This is a genomic window from Rickettsiella endosymbiont of Dermanyssus gallinae, assembly GCF_019285595.1.
In the GTDB taxonomy this organism is placed as follows: Bacteria; Pseudomonadota; Gammaproteobacteria; order Diplorickettsiales; family Diplorickettsiaceae; genus Rickettsiella_B.
The window spans coordinates 1446891-1471956 of sequence record NZ_CP079094.1 but is presented as its reverse complement, the minus strand read 5'-3'; the positions used below and the strand labels follow the sequence as shown (position 1 = coordinate 1471956).

The 25066-nt window shown below is 40.1% G+C and carries 22 protein-coding genes, 2 tRNA genes and 1 pseudogene; 14 read left to right on the top strand and 11 right to left on the bottom strand.

Going from position 1 to position 25066, the window contains the following annotated elements; translation table 11 throughout:
* Nucleotides 1–18: 18 nt before the first annotated feature.
* A complete protein-coding gene (gene ribD / locus KX723_RS07450; RefSeq protein ID WP_218813745.1) occupies nt 19–1095 on the bottom strand; it encodes a bifunctional diaminohydroxyphosphoribosylaminopyrimidine deaminase/5-amino-6-(5-phosphoribosylamino)uracil reductase RibD in 1077 nt (358 codons plus the stop codon).
* Nucleotides 1092–2438 (bottom strand): UDP-N-acetylmuramate:L-alanyl-gamma-D-glutamyl-meso-diaminopimelate ligase, encoded by a 1347-nt coding sequence (gene mpl, locus KX723_RS07445; protein WP_218813744.1) that lies wholly within the window; start codon nt 2436–2438, stop codon nt 1092–1094. Before mpl ends, ribD begins: the two co-directional genes overlap by 4 nt.
* Before the next feature lie 132 nt (nt 2439–2570).
* Here mpl and KX723_RS07440 point away from each other — a divergent pair, with 132 nt between their 5' ends.
* Together KX723_RS07440 and KX723_RS07435 are read left to right on the top strand one after the other, a co-directional pair.
* Nucleotides 2571–3833: a 6-phosphofructokinase gene (locus KX723_RS07440; RefSeq protein ID WP_218813743.1), complete on the top strand. Its 1263-nt coding sequence runs from the start codon at nt 2571–2573 to the stop codon at nt 3831–3833.
* A gap of 99 nt (nt 3834–3932) precedes the next feature.
* A complete protein-coding gene (locus KX723_RS07435) occupies nt 3933–4643 on the top strand; it encodes a LexA family protein (protein ID WP_246562439.1) in 711 nt (236 codons plus the stop codon).
* Nucleotides 4644–4672: 29 nt separating this feature from the next.
* Here the strand turns inward: KX723_RS07435 and KX723_RS07430 are convergent, their stop codons facing one another.
* Entirely contained in the window at nt 4673–5257 is a 585-nt protein-coding gene (locus KX723_RS07430) for a 4'-phosphopantetheinyl transferase family protein (RefSeq protein ID WP_218813742.1), read from the bottom strand.
* A gap of 251 nt (nt 5258–5508) precedes the next feature.
* Here KX723_RS07430 and KX723_RS07425 point away from each other — a divergent pair.
* The 4 genes and pseudogenes from KX723_RS07425 to KX723_RS07405 all read left to right on the top strand — a co-directional run bounded on the left by KX723_RS07425 (nt 5509) and on the right by KX723_RS07405 (nt 10340).
* Nucleotides 5509–7187: pseudogene (locus KX723_RS07425) on the top strand (GspE/PulE family protein).
* A 14-nt stretch (nt 7188–7201) separates the two neighbouring features.
* A complete protein-coding gene (locus KX723_RS07415) occupies nt 7202–8404 on the top strand; it encodes a type II secretion system F family protein (RefSeq protein ID WP_218813739.1) in 1203 nt (400 codons plus the stop codon).
* On the top strand, nt 8405–9205 hold the full coding sequence (locus tag KX723_RS07410) for a prepilin peptidase (protein ID WP_218813738.1): 801 nt from the start codon (nt 8405–8407) through the stop codon (nt 9203–9205).
* A gap of 142 nt (nt 9206–9347) precedes the next feature.
* Nucleotides 9348–10340, top strand: coding sequence for an NAD(P)H-dependent glycerol-3-phosphate dehydrogenase (locus KX723_RS07405; protein WP_218813737.1), 993 nt, complete (start codon nt 9348–9350; stop codon nt 10338–10340).
* A 7-nt stretch (nt 10341–10347) separates the two neighbouring features.
* On the opposite strand, the gene KX723_RS07400 is transcribed toward KX723_RS07405, so the two are convergent.
* The gene (locus tag KX723_RS07400; RefSeq protein WP_246562438.1) at nt 10348–11463 is read right to left on the bottom strand and encodes an aconitase family protein; all 1116 of its coding nucleotides are present in this window, start codon (nt 11461–11463) and stop codon (nt 10348–10350) included.
* On the opposite strand from KX723_RS07400, the gene KX723_RS07395 reads away from it, so the two are divergent.
* The gene (locus KX723_RS07395; protein ID WP_218813323.1) at nt 11436–11606 is read left to right on the top strand and encodes a hypothetical protein; all 171 of its coding nucleotides are present in this window, start codon (nt 11436–11438) and stop codon (nt 11604–11606) included. The genes KX723_RS07400 and KX723_RS07395 overlap by 28 nt on opposite strands.
* An 11-nt stretch (nt 11607–11617) precedes the next feature.
* Here the strand turns inward: KX723_RS07395 and KX723_RS07390 are convergent, their stop codons facing one another.
* Nucleotides 11618–12529, bottom strand: coding sequence for an aconitase family protein (locus KX723_RS07390; RefSeq protein WP_246562437.1), 912 nt, complete (start codon nt 12527–12529; stop codon nt 11618–11620).
* 251 nt (nt 12530–12780) lie between these two features.
* On the opposite strand from KX723_RS07390, the gene KX723_RS07385 reads away from it, so the two are divergent.
* Entirely contained in the window at nt 12781–13299 is a 519-nt protein-coding gene (locus KX723_RS07385; RefSeq protein WP_218813735.1) for a disulfide bond formation protein B, read from the top strand.
* A gap of 63 nt (nt 13300–13362) precedes the next feature.
* Nucleotides 13363–13668, top strand: coding sequence for a hypothetical protein (locus tag KX723_RS07380; RefSeq protein ID WP_218813734.1), 306 nt, complete (start codon nt 13363–13365; stop codon nt 13666–13668).
* Between the two features lie 25 nt (nt 13669–13693).
* Here the strand turns inward: KX723_RS07380 and KX723_RS07375 are convergent, their stop codons facing one another.
* From KX723_RS07375 to gyrB, 4 genes are read right to left on the bottom strand one after another with little or no spacing between them, the layout of a single operon-like run.
* Nucleotides 13694–14287 carry a YggT family protein gene (locus KX723_RS07375; protein WP_218813733.1) on the bottom strand — a complete coding sequence of 198 codons (594 nt, stop codon included), beginning with the start codon at nt 14285–14287 and terminating at the stop codon, nt 13694–13696.
* Between the two features lie 6 nt (nt 14288–14293).
* Nucleotides 14294–15211, bottom strand: a complete 918-nt coding sequence (locus KX723_RS07370) for a S66 peptidase family protein (protein ID WP_218813732.1) — start codon at nt 15209–15211, stop codon at nt 14294–14296.
* 11 nt (nt 15212–15222) lie between these two features.
* The gene (locus KX723_RS07365) at nt 15223–16014 is read right to left on the bottom strand and encodes an SDR family oxidoreductase (protein ID WP_218813731.1); all 792 of its coding nucleotides are present in this window, start codon (nt 16012–16014) and stop codon (nt 15223–15225) included.
* 21 nt (nt 16015–16035) lie between these two features.
* Complete coding sequence (gene gyrB / locus KX723_RS07360; RefSeq protein ID WP_246562598.1) at nt 16036–18456, bottom strand: DNA topoisomerase (ATP-hydrolyzing) subunit B; 2421 nt, start codon at nt 18454–18456, stop codon at nt 16036–16038.
* A 334-nt stretch (nt 18457–18790) separates the two neighbouring features.
* Between gyrB and alaS the strand changes: the two genes are divergently transcribed.
* The 5 genes from alaS (at nt 18791) to KX723_RS07335 (ending at nt 23387) form a co-directional block, all read left to right on the top strand.
* Nucleotides 18791–21406, top strand: a complete 2616-nt coding sequence (gene alaS, locus KX723_RS07355) for an alanine--tRNA ligase (RefSeq protein ID WP_218813729.1) — start codon at nt 18791–18793, stop codon at nt 21404–21406.
* A gap of 31 nt (nt 21407–21437) precedes the next feature.
* Nucleotides 21438–22661, top strand: a complete 1224-nt coding sequence (locus tag KX723_RS07350) for an aspartate kinase (RefSeq protein WP_218813728.1) — start codon at nt 21438–21440, stop codon at nt 22659–22661.
* A gap of 265 nt (nt 22662–22926) precedes the next feature.
* Nucleotides 22927–23148 carry a carbon storage regulator CsrA gene (csrA, locus tag KX723_RS07345; protein ID WP_218813727.1) on the top strand — a complete coding sequence of 74 codons (222 nt, stop codon included), beginning with the start codon at nt 22927–22929 and terminating at the stop codon, nt 23146–23148.
* 62 nt (nt 23149–23210) lie between these two features.
* A tRNA-Ser gene (locus tag KX723_RS07340) sits at nt 23211–23302 on the top strand.
* 8 nt (nt 23303–23310) lie between these two features.
* Nucleotides 23311–23387: transfer RNA gene (locus KX723_RS07335), tRNA-Arg, on the top strand.
* Between the two features lie 254 nt (nt 23388–23641).
* Here the strand turns inward: KX723_RS07335 and KX723_RS07330 are convergent.
* Together KX723_RS07330 and KX723_RS07325 are read right to left on the bottom strand one after the other, a co-directional pair.
* Nucleotides 23642–24325 carry a hypothetical protein gene (locus KX723_RS07330; protein ID WP_218813726.1) on the bottom strand — a complete coding sequence of 228 codons (684 nt, stop codon included), beginning with the start codon at nt 24323–24325 and terminating at the stop codon, nt 23642–23644.
* Nucleotides 24326–24476: 151 nt separating this feature from the next.
* Nucleotides 24477–25034 (bottom strand): glycoside hydrolase family 19 protein, encoded by a 558-nt coding sequence (locus tag KX723_RS07325; protein WP_218813725.1) that lies wholly within the window; start codon nt 25032–25034, stop codon nt 24477–24479.
* Nucleotides 25035–25066: the final 32 nt, after the last annotated feature.

The window sequence follows — 25066 nt, the reverse complement described above, 5'->3', positions numbered from 1 at the left end:
CTGATTATACTCCTATTCTTAGGGCCAATTGAATATAAAACAACTATCTGGGCCTAAAAGGATAGGGGCGGCAGGTTTTGCCTTGGAGAATACCTGGGGGTCAGTAAAGGCATTTTGGGCATCCTGCCCTAACCAGAGAGGGGCAACATAAATAAAAGCACGTTGTAATAGCTGATTTTGCGCAAACGATTGAAAGCAATGGCCTCCGGCCTCTACCCACAGGTCATGATGCCTATCTTGCCCAATATGTTTAAGAACATCATCTAAATTAAGGCTTGCCAGATTGGTTTTAATGCCAACCAGCTGAACATTATCGCGATGATATTCAATTTGTTTTTTACTACTTAAATCCATTTTGTGAAAAAGCGTAATTTTTTTTGCGGTATTAAAAACATGTGCTGATAATGGCGTATTTAATTCACTATCTAAGATGTAAAGCGGTTTTGAAATAGTCGCGTTATCTATTCGTACATTCAATAAGGGATTATCGTTAGAAATTGTTTTTGCCGTGCTTAAGATGGCATCAGCACGCTGACGTTGCTGATGCGTAAATCGTTGTGCCGCTTCGCCGGTTAGTTGTATGCGTTGCCCATGCTGTCCGGCTACTTTTCCATCTAAGCTAATGGCCAGTTTTGCAGTGACAAAAGGTTGTTGATGTTTCCACCAAAATTGATAGCTCGCATAAAAATCGTCGATTTCTGGTAAAGATTGTTGAGTGCAAACAATGCCGGCTTGTTGCAATTGCTGATCAGAATGATCGCTGACAGCCGGGTTAGGATCTCTAAACGCATAAACCACCTTAGCAATTTTTTTGGCAATCAAGAGCTGGGTGCAAGGGGGTGTTTTCTTTGCGGTATGGCAACAGGGTTGCAAAGTAACATACAGTGTGGCGCCTTTCGCAACAGAGGCATCAATTTTATTTAAGGCCTCTACTTCAGCATGTGCAGACCCGCTAGCCAAATGATAGCCGCTGGCTATCACCTTTCCATCTTTAACCAGTACAGCACCCACACAGGGATTTGGCGCACAAAAACCACGGCGCAGTTTAGCAAGTTCGAGTGCTTGTTGGAGATATGTTATGTCTAGATTATTCACAAGTGGGATAAAGCATTAACTAATTTTTCATGGAAGGTATCCGCGCCACGGTTGCTCATGATAACAATGTGATCATGGGGCTTGGTTTCCTTACTTACACTTTCTACCACTGTTGCTATGGAATCACAAATTTGCATGGGGACAGCGGGATTTTGTTCAACACACCAATCCTGGTCAGGCGTTATTAACCATACTTTATCGGCCTCTTTTAAGGAGGGACCTAAGGTCTTACTATGTACACCCGAGCGCATCGTATGCGTACCACACTGTAAAATCACTAAAATCCGTGCTTTGCCTACACGTTGACGTAAACCGGCGAGTGTGGAGGCAATAGCGGTAGGATGATGGGCAAAATCATCATAAAGCGTTATTTCATTAATTTGCTTATAAATTTCTAAACGGCGCTTAATACCTTGAAATTGGTTTAGTGCTTCAATGGCTTGGCTAGGTTTTATGCCAATATGATTTGCAGCGGCAATCGCATTAAGGGCATTTGCAACGTTGTGTTTACCTAAGAGATTCCACTTAACGTCGTCTTGCTCTTTATGATTGAAAGCTACGGTAAATTGACTTCCATCAGGTTTTATAAGCGTTGCATGCCAACTTGAATCCGTTCCTGTGTACGCAACCGGTGTCCAACAGGCTTGTGATAGTACCGCTTGTAAATTTTTATCTTCTTTTGGGCTAATAATTAAGCCTTCACTGGGGATAGTGCGTAGTAAATAGGAGAATTGTAATTTAATGGCATTTAAATCAGGGAAAATATCCGCATGATCAAACTCAAGATTATTTAAAATGAGTGTGCGCGGATGATAATGAATAAATTTAGATCGTTTATCAAAAAAAGCCGTGTCGTATTCATCGGCTTCGATGATGAAAAAAGGATCGCTGCCTAATCGCGCGGATGTTTTAAAGTTTTTTGCAACACCACCTATTAAAAATCCAGGGTTTAAGCCTGCGTAATCGCTTATCCAGCTGAGTAAACTGGTTACCGTTGTTTTACCGTGCGTACCCGCGACAGCTAAAACATGCCGACCTTGTAGCACATTCTCTGCTAACCATTGCGGGCCTGAAATATAGGGAATTCCTTTATTGAGAACATATTCTACACAAGGATTCCCGCGTTTCATGCTATTGCCCATAATCACGATATCAGGCGACGTAGAGAATTGATTGAGATCCTCGTAGCCTTCAAAAATAGAGATGCCTTGTTCTTGCAAATGCGTGCTCATAGGCGGATAGATGTTGGCATCGGAACCCGTGACGGTGAATCCCTTTTCTTTTGCCAATAGGGCAATGCCTGCCATGAAGGTGCCGCAGATACCTAAAATGTGAAGTCGCATGTGAATACCTAGAAGATCAAGCGTGTTTTAGCTGTGTTTTGAAAGAAGTCTAATTTACGATTTCGCAAATTCAAGCACAATGGTTATATTACATGTCTTTTAATCTTTTAAGTTAACTGGAGAGTGAGCGAGATGTCAAAGAAAAATGCTTTTTATGCGCAGTCAGGTGGGGTTACCGCGGTTATTAATGCGACAGCGTGGGGCCTGATTGAAACGGCTAGGCAACATAAAAGTAAAATAGGCAAAGTATATGCGGGTTCTAATGGAATAATCGGTGCTTTAACAGAAGATTTGATTGATACCAGCAAAGAAACGGCTAAAGCGATTGCTGGATTGCGCTATACACCAGGCGGTGCATTTGGTTCTTGTCGTTATAAGTTAAAGGGTTTAGAAGAAAATCGTGCTGAATATGAGCGTTTATTAGCCGTATTTTCAGCGCATAATATTGGTTATTTTTTTTATAATGGTGGTGGGGACTCTCAGGATACGGCACATAAACTTTCTTTGTTAAGTAAAGAGCTAGCTTATCCTTTAACGTGCATTGGTATTCCTAAAACTGTCGATAATGATTTACCATTTACCGATAATTCACCGGGTTTTGGCTCGGTTGCAAAATATATTGCTATTTCTACGCGTGAGGCAGGTTTAGACGTAGCCTCTATGTGCGCGACTTCAACAAAAGTTTTTATTATGGAAGTCATGGGGCGTCATACAGGATGGATAGCGGCTGCCAGCGGTTTAGCAGCGGAAAACCAAGGTGAGCCACCACATATTATTTTATTTCCTGAAATCGCGTTCAATGAAGCTAAGTTTTTAGATCGCGTCAATAAAACCGTGAAACGTTATGGTTATTGCGTCATTGTGTTGGCTGAAGGGGTGCGCGATGCAAATAATGAGTTTTTAGTTGAATCTAAAAGTACCGATGCCTTTGGTCATAAGCAGCTAGGTGGTGCAGCACCCACCATAGCCGAATTAATTAAGTCTAAATTAGGATTTAAGTACCATTGGGCATTACCCGATTATTTACAGCGTTCAGCTCGGCATATTGCTTCTGAAGTGGATGTAACGCAAGCCTATGCCTTAGGTAAAGCGGCGGTTGAGTTCGCTATTAAAGGGAAAAATGCTGTGATGCCAATTATTGTAAGAAAATCGGGGAAACGTTATCAGTGGACTATTGGCGAAGCCAAGCTGGCTGATGTGGCAAACCAAGAGAAAAAAATGCCACGAAATTTTATTAGCGCCGATGGTTTTCATATTACACCCCGTTGCCGAGAATATCTCTTACCCTTGATTCAGGGTGAAAATTACCCTCCGTATAAACAAGGCTTGCCTGATTATATGCACCTAAAAAACCAAAAAATAGCGAAAAAGCTAAAAAAATACCTCGTTAAATAATAAATTCATTTTTTTTTCTTATCTAAAAAGGTAATATATATTACCTTTTATATTACTTTTCTTGACATTTATAGGAGGTCACGCAGGGTATAAGTTTACTTGGCGGGTCATAACAATAACTTTAATAAAAGCTATGGCATGAATGTAAAAGATATTAGACGGAAGAATTTACGGAGATTGGCACGTTCGGTAGGTGGAATTACGGATTTATCGGAACGTTTGGATCGTTCGCAAAGCCAAATAAGTCATTTAATTGGGAATAGCCCGATTAAAAATATTGGAGATAGATTGGCGAGCCATATTGAAAGTGTATTTAATAAACCCCACGGTTGGTTAGATCATGAACATAGCGTAGAAGAGGAAGAGGGCCTATATAGCGGTTCTAAGAATAATCAGCCTAGCTATCAAGTCCCTCTATTAAGTGCACAGGAAGCAAAGGATCGATTTGTACAATTATCTAAACTACCTCTCAAAGTTTACTCAAATTATATCAGCACTAATATTCCTTTGAGTTCGGATGCGTTTGCTATTCGAGTAGAAAACGATTGTATGGAAACGGCACAAGGTCCCAGTTTCCCAAAGAACTGTATTATCGTTTTAGATACCAATTGTGTTCCGCATGGTGGCGCTTTTGTGCTGGCGCGCTTAAAACAAGGCACAGGGGCTACTTTGCTTTTTAGGCAATTAGTGGTTGATGGTAATCAACGCTATTTAAAGGCATTGAATCTTCACTACCCTTTAACGGAAATGCAAGCGGATGACGCAATCTGTGGTGTGGTGCGTTTTATGCTAATGGAATTTAATAAATAAACGGTGTGTGTTGGTTGAGAAGGCCGCATTCATGTCATTGAATCATACGTTCTTATTAGCAAGGGTTTGTTTTCGCCTTTTATAGCTAATGCGGCGGCAAAATCAGCCTGCAACGTTAAAGAAAGGATAGTGCATGATTCCTTATCTTTAGTTATATCTATTTGCTTTTTGTTAGCCTTATATTTAGACAAAGGATGTGTTCCTAAGCGCCGTCCCACTGCCTTTAGGAAGGCTTCATTACGTACCCAGAGGTCGAAAAAAGTATTTAATTTTTCTTCGCCCTGTAAATTTTTTAGTTGTTCATAATCCTGCGCAGTGAAAAATCGATAGGCGATTTTATCCAGATGTTTTCTTGGTGTTTTATATTCGATATCAATACCAATAGGCGTATCCCATGCAAAAGCGAAAGCGACTCTATTTTGTGAATGAGATAGATTAAATTCTATTTGCCGAGGTGAATGATTAACAAAAACAGGTTTGCCAGATTGAGTATATGAAAAAATTATTTTTTCGGGAGATTGCCCACTATAGGCAGATAGTAGCTTGCGTAAAATGCCCCGGCTTAATATAAAACGTTGACGAAGCGCCAACGCTAAACTTTCTGCTCGTATCATCTCCTCTGCAGAAAGCCAAGTTTGGAAAAGCGTATAGTGTTTGATGTGCTGTTCGAGCGTAGTATGCCAAACATGAACATCTTTATCTAATCCTGTTTCTATAGTGCACCTGTGTTTCTAAAAAATCTATTAAACCCTAATACTACTCGTACTTGAAAATACGAACAATTAAAAAATTACTCTTCATTTATGCGTTAATACATTGCCATTAAATTTGCGTTATACTAGATGTGGTAAAGGAAATAAAAAAAATGGAAAATCAAGCCAGTCATCATTTTTCTCAGTATTTAATAACAGAAGGAATCGCCACTAAGGAGCAGCTTGCGTTTGTTTTGAAAGAAGCGAGGCATCAGCAGGTATCATTTATTAGTTGTTTAATTAATGATAAAACAATCGATTCTTCGCGGTTGTTAACCGGATTAGCCCATGCATTTTGCTTAGCTAGCGTTGATTTAGATACCATTGATCCGTTGCAACTGCCTGGCGATGTTATTGAAGAAAGCTTACTACAAAAATATCAAGTATTACCTTTATGGCAAGAGAAAGAAAAATTGGGTTTGGCTATCGCGGATCCAACACAGCAAGTAGCAATCGATGATATTAGCTTTCATACTGGATTAAGCATTGAAAAAATATTAGTAGAGCCAGAAAAGTTAAAACGGTTACGAGAGAAGGTAACAAAAAAATCGAGCACTTTTATTCTAGAGAAACAGGAGGCGATTTTAACGTTTTCTGATAGTAATAAGCCGCTAGATAAAAACACGGATAGTGAAATAGCGATTATTCAGACAGTTTCCCAATTATTGCAGTCTGCCATTGAACGCGGCGCCTCGGATGTACATGTAGAGCCTTATCACGATCATTTACAGATTCGATTTAGAATAGATGGCTTATTGTATTTAGCGGCTAAATTTCCTGTTGCTTTGACACAACGCATTATTACGCGGTTTAAAATCATGTCGCAGCTCGACATTGCTGAGCGACGTATTCCTCAAGATGGGCGTTTTCAAGTAGCGGATATTAATCATCGAAATATTGATTGTCGTATTAGTACGTGCCCAACGCTGTATGGAGAAAAGTTAGTCATAAGGATTTTAGATAGTAATAAAATGCTGCTGGAAGTCGATAAACTTGGGATGACGATAGAGCAAAAAAACTGTTTTTTGCAAGCATTACAATGTCCACACGGCATGGTGTTAGTGACAGGTCCTACGGGTAGCGGAAAAACCATTACGCTGTATACCGCCTTAAATTTTTTAAATACTTCACAACACAATATTTCTTCTGTAGAGAATCCTATAGAAATAGTTTTGCCCGGGATTAATCAAGTCAATATCAACCCAAAAATAGGCTTAGATTTTGCAAAAGTATTAAGAGCATTTTTACGCCAAGACCCCGATATCATGATGGTAGGCGAAATGCGCGATCAAGAAACAGCAGAAATTGGGATTAAAGCCGCACAAACGGGCCATTTAGTTTTATCAAGTTTACATACCAATAGCGCGGCAGAAAGTTTAGTACGTTTACTTAATATGGGCATTCCTGCTTATAACGTGGCTTCCTCTCTCAATTTGATTATTGCGCAACGTCTAGAAGACGTTTATGTGTGCACTGTAAAATAAAAGATGAATTACCCGAAAATGTTTTATTAGCATTGGGTTTAAGTCATGAAGAAATAAAATCGAATCTACTTTTTTCCGCACAAGGATGTGCAGAATGTACGGAGGGTTATCGCGGACGTACAGGTATTTTCGAAATGTTATTGATCACGGATGAAATAAAAAGTTTAATTTTAAAAGGTTGTAACGCTCAGGAAATTGCACGGTATGCGCAGACTACAGGGATGCAAACCCTCTATGATTCAGCACTTGAAAAAGTTAAACAAGGCGAAATCAGTTTACTAGAAATGAAACGGATTATTAAAGATTAGATTAAAAGTTTTTTATGTTTAATATCGTGAAAATATATGTATGGGACGGGATAACACAAGCAGGGAAAGCTTGTAAGGGTAAAACCTTACTGTCGGATATTCGATTATTGCGAGTAAAATTACGACAGGAAGGCATTATTCTTAAGCATAGCAAATGCAAATATAACGTCATTATCAGCAAAGGTGTTAAGGAAAAAGAGCTATTTATTTTTACGCGCCAAATAGCGCGATTGCTCCAAGCAGGTCTTCCCTTAGTGCAAATACTTGAGATATTAGAAGGTAATATCAATAATCTACTGCTTAAGGAATTTGTTAATCAGTTAAATTTCTGTATAAAAAATGGTTATTCCCTGACAGAAGCCTTACAAAAAAATCACCCTTATTTTAGTGAATTCCATTGTCGCTTGATTGCATTGAGAGAAAGGACATCTAATTTAGATCTCATGTTATCGCGTATTGCTGAGCATATGCAAAAAAATTTAAAGCTAAAGGCAGCGTTAATCAATGCGCTTATTTATCCTTGCATTGTTATAGGCGTTGCTAGTTTTGTTTTTTTAGCTTTGTTAATGGGTGTTGTGCCACAGTTTGAACAAATTTTTTCCGAAGTAGGCGCACAATTACCTTTTCTAACGAGAATAGTGATTTATTTATCCCAGTTTGTAGGATCAATTGCTGTTTTTGCAGCATTATTTTTTTTAATAGTGACGGTATTATTTATTTTTTTAAAGAAAAATTATCCTATCGTTGCAATTAATCAGGATCAGTTTTTAATAAAAATACCCTTGCTTAAAACTGTTTTATCAGAAGTAATAACGGCTCGTTTAAGTAGAGCCTTAGCAACGGCATTACTTTCTGGATTGCCTTTACTTGATGCGTTACAGGCTATTGCGGGCATGACAAAAAATTATGTGTATAAAAACGCTATTTTATCAAGCTGCGAATTGATACAGAATGGTGAAAGCTTTTATCAAGCATTATTTCTGCAAAAGATCCTAGCGCCCGACGTATTACAACTCATTAAATTAGGCGAAGTTTCAGCGAGTTTAGCTGAGATGTTGAATAACGTTGCGGATATTTATGAGGAAAAAATTGACTATTTTGTGAATAATTTGTCTAAACTTGCGGAACCTTTATTAATTATTATTTTAGGCGTCATGATAGGCGGCTTAATGATAGCCATGTATTTGCCAATTTTTAAACTGGGGAGTGTTATTTAAATGGATTGGATTATGTGGATCAGTATTGGATTTTTTAACTTATTAATTGGTGGTTTTCTTACTGTGTTAGTATACCGATTGCCTTTAATGTTACATCTTCAATGGCAAAGGGAGGAGTCAGTCTTCGTTATGGATAGAAATAAATTAGCCACACCTTTTAATTTTATATTACCTTCATCACACTGCCCAGAATGTAAACGGCCATTAAATTTTTTTTATAGGTTACCCTTATGTGCCTATCTATTTTTAAAAGGGAAATGCGCTTATTGTAGGAGAAAAATCCATCTTCGTTATCCCCTGATTGAAATGCTGACTTTAATATGTTCTGTCGTGGTGGCGTATCGATTTAATTGGAGTATACAAATGTTCGGGGCACTCATTTTGACATGGGGGCTTATTGCACTGAGTGGAATCGATTTTGAGCACGGGCTATTGCCTGATATTTTAGTATTGCCTTTATTGTGGTTGGGTCTTAGTTTAAATGCATTTCATGTGTTTGTTGCGCCAGCAGCGGCTATTTTAGGTGCCAGTGTTGCTTATCTCAGTTTGTGGATAGTGGCAAAGAGTTATCAATACCTCACTAAAAGAGAAGGGATGGGGCAGGGTGATTTTAAGTGTTTCGCATTACTGGGTGCTTGGTTGGGGATTCATGCGCTGATTAAGATTTTGTTAATTGCCTCTCTTTTAGGGTCGCTCATCGGTTTTGTTTTATTAATGAAGCAAAAAAACAATAACTTTCAAAAAGCGATACCTTTTGGACCATTTTTAGCCATTGCAGGATGGTTTAGCTTACTTTTATAGACTCACGCGTATAGACTCACGCGCTCTAATACTCAAACTTCACTGGCCGTGTCATCAATCTTTTTATCCTGATGATTTCATCGTATGATGTTCATTTAGTCATTTAGTCATTTTATTGCTATAAATAATCAGGAACCCATAGATGTCAGATTCAGTCAATTCTTTTTCTCCTATCGCCGTATTAGGCGCAGGTGCGTGGGGAACCGCATTAGCTCTTCATTTGGCACGTAATGGTCAAGCCGTTAAGTTATGGGCGTATGAAAAAGAACAGGTCGAGCAAATAAACACAACGCGTTATAACACACGCTATTTGCCTGAGCAGAAACTCCCGCCATCGATTGTTTTTTCCCACGATTACGAAACGGTTCTTGCGGATGTAAGGGATATTTTAATCGTTGTTCCCAGTACAGCCTTTCGAGCGACCTTACTGGCTATCAAACCGTTGTTAAAATCAACGCAGCGTTTGCTATGGGCAACAAAAGGTTTGGATGAAGATAAACATCAATTGTTGCATGAAGTGGCCAGTGAAATACTGGGTGACATGGATATGGCGGTTCTCTCAGGTCCTAGTTTTGCTAAAGAAGTGGCGATGGGGTTACCAACTGCCGTAACCATTGCCTCGAAGCAACAGGCGTTTGCTAATGATCTACAGCAGCGATTTAGAAGCGACAAATTTCATGTAGAGTTAACAAAAGACGTGGCAGGTGTTGAGTTAGGCGGGGCAGTAAAAAATATATTGGCGATTGCGGTAGGGATGACAGAAGGTTTGGGTTTTGGTGCAAATGCAAAAGCGGCTTTGATGACACAAGGGTTATCAGAAATGATTGCATTAGGTATTAAATTAGGCGCAGAACAAGAAACCTTTTTAGGGTTGTCTGGCTTAGGCGATTTAATATTAACATGCACGGATAATCAATCGCGCAATCGTCGCTTAGGTTTAGCCTTAGGGCAAGGCAAAAGGTTGCAACAAGTACAAAAAGAGATTGGTACCACTGAAGGAACAGTTACCGCTAAAAATGTCTTTTATTTACTGGGAAAATATAAAGTTAAGCTGCCAATTTGTGAATCCGTTTATCGTGTTTTATACGAAGAGAAAAAACCACAATTTCTTTTCGATACGTTTTTTAATCAATAAATAGTATTTATTTTTGCTTTACCCAATTAATAAGGCCTCCAACGAGTAATACTTCTAGCTCGCGGGGACTTAAGCTGTGGTGCAGTGTGTAGGTTTTATCCTTGGTTTTATTATTCACTTTAATGGATTGTGTTTTTTGAATAGTTTGCTGAACGTTAGCTAATTCTAAAATATCATTTTGATCGATATCGTCATAATCGGCGGGATTTTCAAAAACAAGTGGTAAAATTCCAAAGTTGATGAGGTTTTGTCGATGAATTCGTGCAAAACTTTTTGTAATCACAGTCTGCACACCTAAAAAACGTGGCGCAATTGCCGCATGTTCTCGACTTGAACCCTGACCATAATTATCACCACCTACAATAATTGATCCCGTTTTTTGATATTTCAATGCACGTTTGGGATAGTCAGGATCAATTTGATCAAATACAAATTGGCTAATACCTGGAATATTGCTACGGAAAGGTAATATTTTAGCGCCAGCCGGTAAAATAGTATCGGTAGAGATATCATCACCTAGCTTAATTAAAACTGGGCCTTCAATCGTTTGTGATAAAGCACTAACTTCGGGTAACGGTTGAATATTGGGACCTTTAACTAATTTCGTGGAAGCATTAATGTCCTGGGGTGTAAGTAACATGCCTGTATTAATAATAATTTGTCCAGGTTCTTTAAAACGTATAATTGCCTTTCTCCCTAAAGTGCTTGGATCCGTGATGACACCTGTGAGAGCCGAAGCAGCGGCTGTTTCGGGGCTGCAAAGATAGACTTGATCGTCTTTTGTGCCTGGTCGACCCGGAAAATTTCTTGGCACTGTGCGTAAACTAATTTTTCCTGTGGCGGGTGCTTGGCCCATACCAATACAACCATTACAACCGACTTGATGAATACGACCACCCGCATGAATGAGTTTTTCTAAGATGCCTAATTTCACCATGTTCTCTAAAATTTGTCGGGAAGCCGGATTAATATCCAAAGAAACACCAGGGAATATTTGTTTTCCTGCAATAATTTCCGCAGCAATCGCAAAATCCCGTAAGCCAGGATTAGCAGATGAATCAATCATCGCTTGGTAAATAGGTCGTCCTGCAACCGATGAGACAGGAAAGCATTGTGAAAGCAATGCGAAGTCGAAGAGCCCGCGATAGGCGTGCGTTGACGGGCGAAGCAGGAAACGCATCACGCCGTAAAGTCATTTGTGGGAGGCACGGGCATGAACTCCGAAGGAGTGAGTGCGTGCCGGACGCAGGACGTATCGCGGCCTAATTTCAGTCGCGTCATGCGAACGAATTTCGGGGACACGATGGCCGAAATTCTTCGGGAGCATAGCGACTCACTTGATCCTTAACAGGCACTACTTTTCCTGGGCTAGATGGCAATGCAATCATCGGTACTAATTCAGATAAGTTAATTTCCTCATGCTCATCATAGCTTGCGTTCGAATCGGCGATGATTTCTTGCCAATCATCCCCACGTTGTTGTGCTTGAAGAAACTCACGTGTTATTTCATCGGATGGAAATACAGAAGTAGTGGCGCCTAATTCAGCGCCCATATTAGCGATAACGTGTCTATCCATGGCGGATAAGTATTGTATCCCTGGACCATAATACTCAATAATTTTCCCTACCCCACCGTCTACATCATGTCGTCGCAAAAACTCCAAGATAATATCTTTAGCGCTAACCCAAGCAGGTAATTCTCCGGTTAATTTTACGCCCCAAATTTTAGGCATCTTGACATGAAAGGGCTGCCCGGCAATAGCCATGGCTACTTCAAGTCCACCCGCACCGATCGCTAACATGCCCATAGAGCCGGCGGCACAGGTATGGCTATCTGAACCAAGTAACGTTTTCCCTAGTTTACCAAAACGCTCCATATGTACGGGGTGACTAACGCCATTACCGGGACCGCTGTAATGTAAACCAAATTTTTTACACGCACTCAGTAAAAATAAATGGTCGTCGGCATTTTTAAAGTCAGTTTGTAATAAGTTATGGTCAACATACTGTACCGAGACTTCGGCTTTAGTGCGATCTAACTGCATGGCTTCGCATTCCAGCATTACCATCGTTCCTGTGGCATCTTGGCATAAGGTTTGATCGATCTTAAGGCCAATTTCATTACCGGGGATCATTTCGCCCGCAACCTTATGTGCGCTAATCAGTTTTTGAGTCACATTTTGAGCCATAATATTCCCCTAATGAAAACAAACTTAATATAGCTTTTATCCTTGAAGTTACAAAGAGTGACTGTCCTCGCTTTTGCAGGGACAGCGGTTCTAATACAAGCAAATATTCAAATAATCGATGATTAAAGCTTATATTGGCTGATTAGAAAATCTTATGCAAGAAGCTTCAAAAGACGTATGGAAAGACTTAAGTGGAAAATAAAACAATCTATAGTAAACTAAATTATTAAACTTAATGCCAGGGTTTCATTATGAATTTACCCGTTACGCGCTGGACGGACTTAATCGTTTTTTTTATATGCGTTTTATTTTTGGGAATAGCAAGCTATTTACAATATAGAGTAGGGCTTATTCCTTGTCCATTATGCATCATTCAGCGCTTTTTAATAACGCTCTTAGGGCTGTTATTTTTAATGGGGGCACTGTTTAATTTTTCAGCAATTACACGTTGCTGTTTGCATACACTCACTTTTCTATTGTCTGTTTTGGGTGCCGTGGTGGCGAGTCGCCAGCTTTGGATAGAGCATTTTCCTTCAGACCAATTAACAAGCTGCCAAGCGACGCTTGCACAATATAGTAGTTCTATCTATTTCCAAAAGATAATTGATTTATTTTTCCAAGGATCCAGTAATTGCGGAAATGGTAATTGGCATTTTTTAAATTTAAGTATGCCTATGTGGACATTACTATTTTTTGTGTTTTTAGCTGCGGTCGCTTTACGACAAGTTTATATTAACCGTCGTACGCATAAACAAAAATTATTTTTTTAAGCTTTTGCATTAATCGTTAGCAAATCAGTACTAAAATTAGTTTGTTTAAGGAGTGGTTTTTACATGAACATTCGTACTCTGCTAATCATCTTATTATTAATCCTTCCTAGCTTAGCCTCGGCACACCTTATCGGGGGTATTCGCAGAGCATTGCCCCCCGAATATTTGCGTGTACCACAATGGCAGCAGTGTGCAGGGAGCATCACGTGTGGTAGCGCACAATTCGTGTGTTTACCAAAATTAAAACCCTCGTTTTGCCCCTATCTATCTTGGCGACGATTAAAGAGCAAACATCGGATATCCGATTGTAGCGAAGGCTGTCAAGGTCTTGGCTTTGCTAGAACAGCAAAACCAAAACCTTGTAAGTAGGTAAATTATCAGGGTATAGGGATAACTAATTACCCAGACTTCCCAATGCTAAGCTTGAACCGATTTGTGCCAGTGGTTGTACTAAGAGAATTGTTAATAATTTTAAACCAATAATCAGAACCAGTGGTGAAAAGTCAAAACCTGAAAAATTGGGTAACATGCCTCGAATAGGTCTTATTAAAGGTTCACTAATACGTACCAATATTTCAATCAAAGGACCCTGTGCTAAGGGACTTACCCAACTTAAAATAGTTAAAGCTAAAATAGAATAGAAGAAGATATTAATCAGCTGGTTTAAAAGTTCTGCAAATGCAAGGATAAGTAATCCGCCCAAATGAGGTGTTGCACTAACTTGCAGCCAGACAAGAAAAGCAATTTTAATGGCTTCTAGACCTAATAAAAGTAGAATTGCGGCTAAATCCACGCCATAAAGATTAGGAATAATGCGACAAATAGGTTTAAGTGGCGGATTGGTGAGCTTGGCCACTAATACAAACAGTGGATTACGTGGATCAGTATGCACCCATTGTAATACAACACGTAAAAGCAAAATAAAAATATACAAATCAAAAAGGGATTGAAAAAGGAATAGACCCGCATGATTGAAGGGGTTTAGCATGATTATTTAACCTATTGTTATAGTTAGTTGTTTCTTATCTAAGTTTAATTCAGTATTAGCGCCTAAGGGTAGGCTACGGTTTGTTTCTCCGTGGCCAATACCAGGAATATGTAATACAGGAACACGTTGTTCATTTGCAAAACGTGCGAGTACAGCCTGTATAAGCGTTGCATCCTTGCTGTCCTGAGGTGCAATGAAATCACCCAGTAAAATAGCTTTTACGTGTTGTAAAATTCCAGAGTGTTGTAAATGCTGCAACATTCTATCAATGCGATAAGCAGATTCGTTTACTTCTTCTAAAAATAAGATTTTATCTTTTGTATCGATTTGCCAAGGTGTGCTAAGGCTGGTTTGTATGAGTGTCAGTGTGCCACCCGTTATCGGTGCTTTAATCAGCGTCGCGTGGTTCTGTTTTGGGTTGAGTGGAACCAGTGAAAATACGAGCTGGCTTAGTTCTCCAAAAATAAGTTTTTTAAATTCCTGAATACTGGCAGTATCAATGCGATCATGTGCCACTTGATTGGCAGAAGGCCCATGCAATGTTTGCCAATGCCATTGTTGTTGGAGGAATAAATGCAGTGTTGTGATATCGCTAAAACCAATAAATAATTTGTTGGTTTTAGGTGTTTTCAGCTTAAATAGCTCAGGAATTAAGCGCGTACAACCATAGCCGCCACGTACACACCAAACAGCACTGGATTCAGCATTGAATAAGGCTTCTTGCAGGTGTTTAAAACGATTTTCATCTGTATTGGCGCAAAGCAAATCCTCGCCTAATAGTTCAGGTGAAATACGAGGTGTGAGTTGCCAGTTTTTTAATAAGGTTTTTATTTGTGCCAGTGATTCAGGGGCACAACCACCCGCAGGTGCAATGATATCAACGGTTGCGCCAGGTGTTAAAAGTTTATAAGCTAAAGGTTGCATGGTTTAGTCGACTAAAAAGGAAATCGGCTTTCTCCGCCATCAACAGTGATGGTTGATTCTGTTATAAAGTTAGCACCAGCTGAGCTAAGAAATACAATCGGTGCAGCAATTTCTTCTGGTTTACCCATTCTACCTAAGGGAATAACGGATTCTCTTTTTGCTATAACTTCTTCTGCGCTCACTTTTGCATTTTTTGCCATGGTTTCTAAAATGTGATTCGTCTGCTCAGTACGGGTCCAACCGGTTAATATACTATTAACTAGAATATTATCTTTGGCTAACTCATCCGCTTGTGTTTTTGATAGCGCAACGACTGCAGAGCGAATTGAATTAGATAGCCCTAAATTTGCAATGGGATTACGAACAGAGGAAGAGCAAAGATGAATAATCCGACCCCATTTTTGTTCTTTCATGGTGGGGATGACCGCGCGTGATAAACGCACAGCGCTCATTAATGTTAGCTCAAAGGCTTCCTGCCATTTTTTATCGTCTAGATCAACGAAAGCACCTTTGGGTGGCCCACCTACATTGGTAATACAAATGTGTATGGTTTTAAACTGTTTAAGAACCGAATCAACCCAATGTTGAATAGCTTCTGCTTGAGTAAGGTCAACGGCTGTTGCTGAAATATCCGCATTAGTTTCATCCTGAATTTTTTTTGCTGCTTGTTCAATGGTCGCTTTATCACGAGCACAAATAGCAACGCGTGCATCTTCACGAGCAAACGCTAAGGCGGTTGCATAACCAATACCTTGACTTGCGCCAGCGATTAAAACAACTTTATTTTTAAGTTCTAAATTCATGGATAAACCTCGGACAATAATCTAAATATCTAAATTGTTAGCATCTATCGCGTTTTGTTGGATGAAATCACGACGTGGTTCAACTTGATCGCCCATTAAGGTGGTAAAGATTTGATCCGCTGTAATGGCATCTTCAATGGCAACACGTAATAGTCGACGTGTATTCGGATCCATGGTTGTTTCCCATAGCTGACTTGGGTTCATTTCCCCTAAACCTTTATAACGTTGTATGCCTTGTCCTCGTCTTGCTTCAGCGAGTAACCATTCATAGACTTCTTTGAAGTGACTGACGGATTGTTTCTTTTCGCCGCGTTGAACATAAGCCCCAGAATCAATTAAACCATTAAGCTGACTAGCCATCGTCAATAAACATTGATATTCGGGCGACTCAAAAAACTCATATGCAAATTTGTAGTTTGTGGCTACACCATGCGAACTACTAGTGATACACGGTAAAAAGACATGTCGTTCTGTGCTTTCATAGACGCTGATCTGGTACTGAACCGCTTCATTATTGGTTGTTTGCTGTAATTGAGTTTCCCATTGTTTGGTCCAATTCAATACAAGCTGTGAGTCTTTGAGTTGTTCAGTGGATAAAGCAGGCAGATCAAGCAATCTTTGTAGCGCATCGCTGGGATAACGTCGCGATAAATGCTGTACCACCGTTTGTGCTTTACGATAATCCGTGACGAGCTTTTCTAAACCCATACTTTGTATAGGCAAGCCATCGACGCTTGGATATAAAGCGGCATCATGTAATGCGGTTTGTATCAGATAATTTTGTAAGGCCGCATCATCTTTTAAATATTGTTCCTGCTTACCTTTTTTGATTTTGTATAAAGGTGGTTGGGCAATATAAATATTTCCACGCTGCAATAGCTCAGGCATTTGCCTATAAAAAAGCGTTAATAATAAGGTACGTATATGTGAGCCGTCGACATCCGCGTCGGTCATTATGATGATACGGTGATAGCGTAATTTGTCGGGGTTGTAATCATCTTTTCCGATGCCACATCCAAGCGCGGTGATTAAAGTGCCTACTTCTTCGGAAGATATCATTTTGTCAAAGCGCGCTTTTTCTACGTTTAGAATTTTACCTTTAAGCGGCAAAATAGCTTGATAACGACGATTTCGCCCTTGCTTAGCGGAACCACCGGCAGAATCTCCTTCGACGATAAATAACTCACAAAGTGCCGGATCGGTTTCTTGGCAATCAGCCAATTTCCCTGGTAAGTCAGCAATATCTAGCGCTGTTTTTCTACGTGTCATTTCACGTGCTTTACGGGCTGCTTCACGCGCACGTGCAGCATCAATTATTTTTGCGACAATGGCTTTGGCATCTTGGGGTGTTTCTAATAAAAACTCCTCAAGTTTTTCAGACATTAAGGCTTCAACTACACCTTTGACTTCAGAAGACACTAACTTGTCTTTGGTTTGCGAGGAAAACTTGGGATCAGGCACTTTGACTGATAGAACAGCAGTGAGTCCTTCACGTGTATCATCCCCGCTGGTGGTAATTTTTAATTTTTTATTCGTTGCTTCGCGATCGATGTACGTATTCAGAGTACGTGTTAATGCAGAGCGGAAACCAGCAAGGTGGGTACCGCCATCACGTTGAGAAATATTATTGGTAAAACATAGAATATTCTCTTGGAAGCTGTCATTCCATTGTAATGCTACTTCCACGGTCATGTCGTCACGTTCAGCGGTAAAGTAAAAGGGCTGTTTGTGTACCAGGGTTTTATTCTGATTTAGGTATTCAACGAATGCTTTTATACCGCCTACATATTTAAGTTCTATGCCTTCATTGCTACGTTCATCGTTGAGATTAATGGCAACGCCGGAATTTAGGAATGAGAGTTCACGTAAGCGTTTGAGTAGAATGTCATAGTGAAATTCATTATTGTGCTGAAAGATGGCTTTGCTTGGATAAAAGCGGATTTCAGTGCCTCTTTCTTGTGTTTCACCGGTGACGGCCAGCGGTGCAGTCGGTTCGCCTAACAAGTACGTTTGTTCATAAACTTTATTGTTACGGCGTATAGTTAATTTCAGTTTTTCTGATAAGGCATTTACCACCGAAACACCTACCCCATGCAAACCACCCGATACTTTATAGGAATTACTGTCAAATTTACCGCCCGCATGTAAAACGGTCATGATGACTTCAGCGGCCGATCGGCCTTCTTCCATGTGAATATCCACAGGGATACCTCGTCCATTATCTTTGACGGTCACGGAGTTATCACTGTGGAGGATTACATCGATTTGGGTGCAGTGACCGGCCAAGGATTCATCGATGGAGTTATCGACCACCTCAAAAACCATGTGATGCAGACCCGTTCCATCATCTGTATCGCCGATATACATCCCCGGTCGTTTTCGGACCGCGTCGAGGCCTTTAAGGACTTTAATGTTGGAAGAATCATAGGTAGGTTTTGGCATGCTTGATCCACCCGCTGGGGTTAAATTTTCTGCATTAGCATCTAACCCGGGTTCTATCGGGTTATTTAGGGTAGAGACGTTTTCAAACTCTGTACTAGACAAGGTATTTTCCCCGGAAATCTGATTTTTAATCGACATATGCGATAGGTTAAAAACGGGGAATTATACCATAAATTACCTTAATTTGACCGTTTTTATTTGAACGGAAGGCTTGGGCTAGGCGGCTGCTTTTGGCCCCCCAAAGCGATTTTTTGCAAAATGCCTTACCCGTTAATTTATTGACAGGAAAATCACTTGCCGCGATACTCTTGGCTTTTGTTTTGACGAGCCTGGTATGAATAGCAATGCGCTGCGTGAACTCTTCCTTAATTATTTTGCAGGGCAAGGCCATACGATAGTCCCTTCCGCCTCATTAATTCCAGCGCGTGACCCCAGCCTCTTGTTCACTAATGCGGGTATGGTACCTTTTAAAGACGTTTTTTTAGGCCTTGAAAAAAGGGCATATTCTCGTGCAACGAGCAGTCAGCGTTGTATGCGGGCAGGCGGTAAGCATAATGATCTTGAAAACGTGGGTTATACCGCAAGGCACCATACCTTTTTTGAGATGCTGGGGAACTTTAGTTTTGGCGATTATTTTAAGCGTGAAGCCATACAATATAGCTGGAAGTTTTTGACCGAAGTCTTAAAACTTCCGCCCGAGAAGTTATGGATTACCGTTTTTGAGGAAGACGATGAGGCAGCCGCTATTTGGCTGAATGAGATAAAAATCGACCCCGCACGTTTTTCCCGTTGTGGCAGCGACGATAACTTTTGGTCAATGGGCGATACGGGTCCTTGCGGACCTTGCTCTGAAATTTTTTATGACCATGGCCCGAGTATTGCTGGGGGTCCCCCTGGTTCTCCTACAGCAGATGGCGATCGCTACGTGGAAATTTGGAACCTGGTCTTTATGCAGTTTCAACGTGCGGCAGATGGTGCATTGAGCCCATTACCTAAGCTTTCTGTGGACACCGGTATGGGTTTAGAGCGCTTAGCCGCCGTGATGCAAGGCGTGACCAATAATTATGATACGGACTTATTCCAGCCGCTTATTAAGGCAGTCGCCGAGGAAGCGGGAATCAGTGATTTTGCAAATACTTCACTACGTGTGATAGCGGATCACATCCGTTCTTGTGCTTTCCTCATTTCTGATGGGGTTTTGCCTGGAAACGAAGGCCGTTCTTATGTTTTACGTAGAATTATGCGTCGAGCTATTCGGCATGGGCATAAGGTGGGTTTGGATAAGCCTTTCTTTTATCGTCTGGTTAAACCCTTGGCGGAGCAGATGAGCCAGGCTTATCCTGAATTAGAGAGAAAACAGCGATCCATTGAAAAAATCATCGTCCAAGAAGAACAGCAGTTTGCACGGACTTTAACGCACGGTATGAAATTATTTGAACAAGAAGTTGCTAAGCTGAAAGGTAAGAAACAGCTGCCAGGTAACGTTCTTTTCCGTTTGTATGATACCTATGGATTTCCAGTTGATTTAACGGCTGATGTCGCCAGGGAGCGTGGTTTAACAATCGATATGCCTGGCTTTGAATCTGAAATGCAACGGCAACGTAGTCAGTCGAAATCAGCGAGTCAATTTGCGGCAACACCTACTTTTTCCTTAAGTGGAAATTCGCCGACTGAATTTACCGGTTATAAAAAGTTATCACAAACTAAAGTTGCTATTGTGGAATTGCTAAAAGGCAATGAATTAGTTGAATCCTTATCGGAAGGCGATGAGGGGCATGTTGTGCTGCAAAAGACGCCTTTTTATGCAGAAAGTGGTGGCCAAGTAGGCGATGCAGGACAACTTGTTACTGAAAGCGCTGAGTTTTTAGTAACCGGCACTATAAAAAAGGGAGACATTGTTTTACATGTAGGACGATTAACGAAAGGTGCTTTAAAGAAGGGTGATAAAGTCAATGCAAACGTTGATATGGCTAAACGCCGTGCAATTACTTTAAATCATTCCGCAACGCATTTACTTCACGCCGCATTACGGCAAATTTTGGGTGAACATGTAATACAAAAAGGGTCGTTAGTAGAAGCCGAACGTCTACGCTTTGATTTTTCTCATACAAAACCGATCAGTTCAGAAACCTTAAAAGAAATCGAAGATCTGGTGAATCAGCAAATTCGTGCTAATTTTCCCGTCCAAACGGAAGTGATGTCACCCGAAGAAGCAAAACGTGGCGGCGCGATGGCAATTTTTGGTGAAAAATATGGCGATTCAGTGCGTGTATTGACGATGGGTGATTTTTCAAAAGAATTGTGTGGTGGAACCCACGTTTCACGTACCGGGGATATCGGTTTATTTAAAATTATTGGTGAAACAGGTATTGCTGCTGGTATACGCCGACTTCAAGCGGTGACGGGTCAAGCCGCCTTAAATTGGATTACATCCTTAGAAGAACAAACGAAACAATTAGCTAAACTTTTTAAAGCCTCTAACGATAATTTGCTCGAAAAAGCACAAAATGAGATTCAATCTAAGCAATCTTTGCAAAAGCAGATCGAAGAATTGCAGCGTTCTGTTGTGGGTATGATGGGTGATGAATTGGTTTCTCAGGCAGTAGAAATACGTGGTATTCAATTATTAATGAGCGAAATCAATGGTGTTGATATAACAGGATTACGTTATTTACTGGATCAGCTTAAAAACAAATTAAACCGTGCGGTGATTATTTTGGCGAGCACTGATCAAGGGCGTACACAGTTTCTTATCAGTGTGACTAAAGAGCTCACCGATCAAATTAAAGCCAATGAATTAGCTAATGAAATGGCAAAATTGATAGGTGGTAAAGGGGGGGGGCGAGCGGATTTTGCACAAGCGGGTGGTGATAACAGTGAAGGTTTGGAAATGGCTTTCAAAAGTGCGAAAAATTGGGTTGAGGCACATCTAAATGGCAACTATGCTTAGAATTGAATAAACACTTTATAGATAGATTTCAATGGCTTTAATCGTACAAAAATTTGGTGGTAGTTCAGTTGGTAATATCGACAGAATTCAACACGTCGCCAATAAAATTATCGAGACACGGGCGCAAGGTCATTCATTGGCTGTAGTCGTTTCAGCGATGGAAGGAGAGACTAATCGACTCATTTCACTGGCTAAAACCTTGAATGATCAGCCTGATGCAAGGGAATATGATTTATTATTGGCAACCGGTGAGCAGGCCGCAACGGCTTTGCTAGCGATGGCGTTGCTGGCACAAGGCTGTCCCGCACGTTCCTATAATGGGTTTCATGTTCCAATTTATACCGATAATCATCATAAAAAGGCGCGCATTTTAAATATAGACGAAAGCGTATTACGAGATGATATTGCGGCAGGTAGAGTGCCTATCATTGCCGGCTTCCAGGGAATTTCTGCAGAAGGCAATATGACCACGTTAGGTCGCGGCGGATCAGATACGACGGCAGCCGCTTTAGCAGCAATTCTAAAAGCCGATGAGTGCCAGATTTATACCGATGTGGATGGTATTTATACCGCGGATCCGCATGTGGTCTCACAAGCAAAACGTTTAGATAAGATTGGCTTTATTGAGATGACGGAATTTGCACGGGCTGGTGCAAAAGTAGTGCAACATCGTGCCGTAGAATTGGCGAGTAAATACCGCGTGCCACTACGTGTGTTGTCAAGTTTTCGTAAAGGTGCTGGCACCTTAATTCATCCCAATGAAGAGGATGTTGCCGTTGAAAAAGCAACCGTGACGGGTGTAACAGCAAGTCGTCAGGAAGCTAAGATGACCATACAGGGGTTGTCTTGTCAGAAAGAAGCTTTAACACGGTTTTTTTCCTTATTAAATGACGCGCGTATAGAAATTGATATGCTAACACAGCAACTGACTTCCGATGCGCGTATGGATATCACGTTTACTTTATCCAGGGCAGACTATCAGCAAGCAGAACACGCACTGCAAACCTTAGTTAAAGACGGATATGCACAAGCCGTGGTAGGGGATCGAAAGGTAGCGAAGCTCTCGATTGTGGGTGCGGGGTTGCATTCGCATCCGGGGATTATGCATACCCTATTTCATGCCTTAGGCGCTGAAGGGATCGCTATCATTTTAGCCTTATCTACCGCATTAAGAGTTTCGCTGATAGTGGATGAATCTCAGGTAGTTCGTGGCATACAAGTATTGCATCATGCGTTTAATTTAGGGAAAGAATAGTGTTTTTATCGGGGTGGATTTGTTTGATTTTCAAAAAATCAAACAAATGACGGTATTTTCAAGCAATTTAGTTAGGAGGCAGGCTTACTTTTTTAAAAAATATCGATAATTTTTGTAGTTTATTAAGTTTTCCTTAAGGTTTGGTTAGTAGACTGGCTAAGCGAATATCTATATGTAGGTACGATGCCCTTTTTGTTAACTAAAAAACGGATTAGGTAGTACATATAGGTCAATTAAATGAGTCAACTAAAGGAGAATCATAAAGATGCTTATTTTGACACGGCGTATCGGAGAAACACTTATCATTGGTGATGATGTGACAGTGACTGTACTGGGCATTAAAGGCCATCAAGTAAGATTAGGAATTAACGCACCTAAAGAAGTTTCTGTTCATCGCGAAGAAATCTATCACCGTATTCAAGAAGAAAAACAAAAATCTGATGGAAACGTTGTTGAAGAAGATCTAGGCGAAGAAGATAAACTCTAAAAAAATGGACAGAACTATTTTATAAAATAGTTGGTAGTGCTATACTCGCCACCCTCAATCTAGGAGAGATGGCCGAGAGGCTGAAGGCGCTCCCCTGCTAAGGGAGTATGGGCTTTAAACCCCATCGAGGGTTCGAATCCCTCTCTCTCCGCCAGGTAAAAAGCGCCCGTAGCTCAGCTGGATAGAGTACTAGACTACGAATCTAGTGGTCGGGAGTTCGAATCTCTCCGGGCGCACCAGCATCCTTTATTTTTCAATAACTTACCTACCTAAAAGTCATCAATCCTAAAATTTGAACTAAATAATAGTTTGTACCCATAATAATTTAGCGCTTATTAACAGCGCGGTAGTAATGATTTTTAATAGCGAGTCGCCGTAGTGTATCGCTTGATTTAGGGAGCCTAGGGACTTTGCGAAAAATTGAATTTGAAGGTGTGATACAAAGTCTGCTTAAATTAATGCTTAGCGGTTTTTTAGCAGCGCTTAAAATAGATTAAAATGCCCCATAATTAAATAGCCCGCCTGCTCGCGTCTTTTTATCAAGTAATAGTTGGCAATGTTGGTTAAAGTCTTTTTTGCTAACCGGTTGATTGATGCGCTGGATCATTTTTTGATAAAAATCAGTTAGTTTTACAATAAAGATTTCTGGTTCCGTTGCGATTAAATCAAATATATTGGTATGAAGCAGCCACGCTATATCGTCAATCGTGATGGGTCGAGTGAAAGTAAATTTTAAATAATGTAACTCTCGAAAATATTTTTCAAAAAAACTTTTTGGCAGGTTTTCATATTGTTCGCCAAATTCAGCAACTTCTTTTAAATCTTGTTTTAAATTAGCTAATAGTTTAAGTACGCTAAGTTGCTCATTAAGGACATTTTTTTCCTCAAGAGAAAAGCTTATTTCTGAGGGTATATTTAAAAGGGCTGCAATTATTTTTTGATCGGCTATTTTAGTAATAACGGTTTTAAATAATGTTGGATCTGTGTAGAGGTTAAAGGTTTTATGAACTTGATTTGGGTTTAATTCTTTAATAGATTTTGGAAAAGAATAGGGGATTAAGCCAGAATCAAGTAATGCTACCAATTTTTTATGTTCTTCACTTAATAACGCTTGTTTTGGGTGATCACTTGATTGAATTATTTTTAATAAATAAAAAAGTTTTTTTGTTATTATCATATTTAATTTTATTATAAAACGACGGCAAGTCTTATGCCTTGGGGCATAAGAGTGTATTATGAAGGATAAATTGTCAATATAAGGAAATTGTGTTGGTAATTTTTTGTTTGATATTAATATTTATTTTTTATGAGTAAATAATAAATACATTCTATACCAGTGTTTTTAAGACAGATTGATAGGATTGTGTGCGTTTATCGGCATCTTGAGCACCGCCTTCAATATGCTTAGTAATAGCATGCATATCGTCTTTATCGGCTAAAGCATTTAGATTATTCTGCTTCCAGAATTCACACGCAATTTGACAGGCAATGGCTGGTTTGGACGCTTTATCTGGATCATTAACGAGATCTATGCCAAGCAATTCACTGTAATGTTTATAGTTTGCGCGGCCCGTTAATTGGAATACGCCTCTGCCTCGGTATTTGTAACCATCACCTGATTCAGTATTACCTAGCTGTTTGCCTAATGGCGTATGAGGTTCATATTTATCAAAATAACTTTTATTGCCTTGCTCCGTGAACCATTTAAACCCACCCGTTTCATGAGAAGCTTGCGCAAGGAAAGCAGCAATGCGCTTTTCATTCGTAATATCATATTTAGGGAAAAGCGTATAAAAACTATGTAAAACTTCTTCGCTATGCTCGGGTGCCTTTACTAAAGGATCGAGTGCTTTTTTTAAGTTATCCTTACTTATATTCATGGACATAAAATAACCTTTTAAATCATTAACTTGGTAAA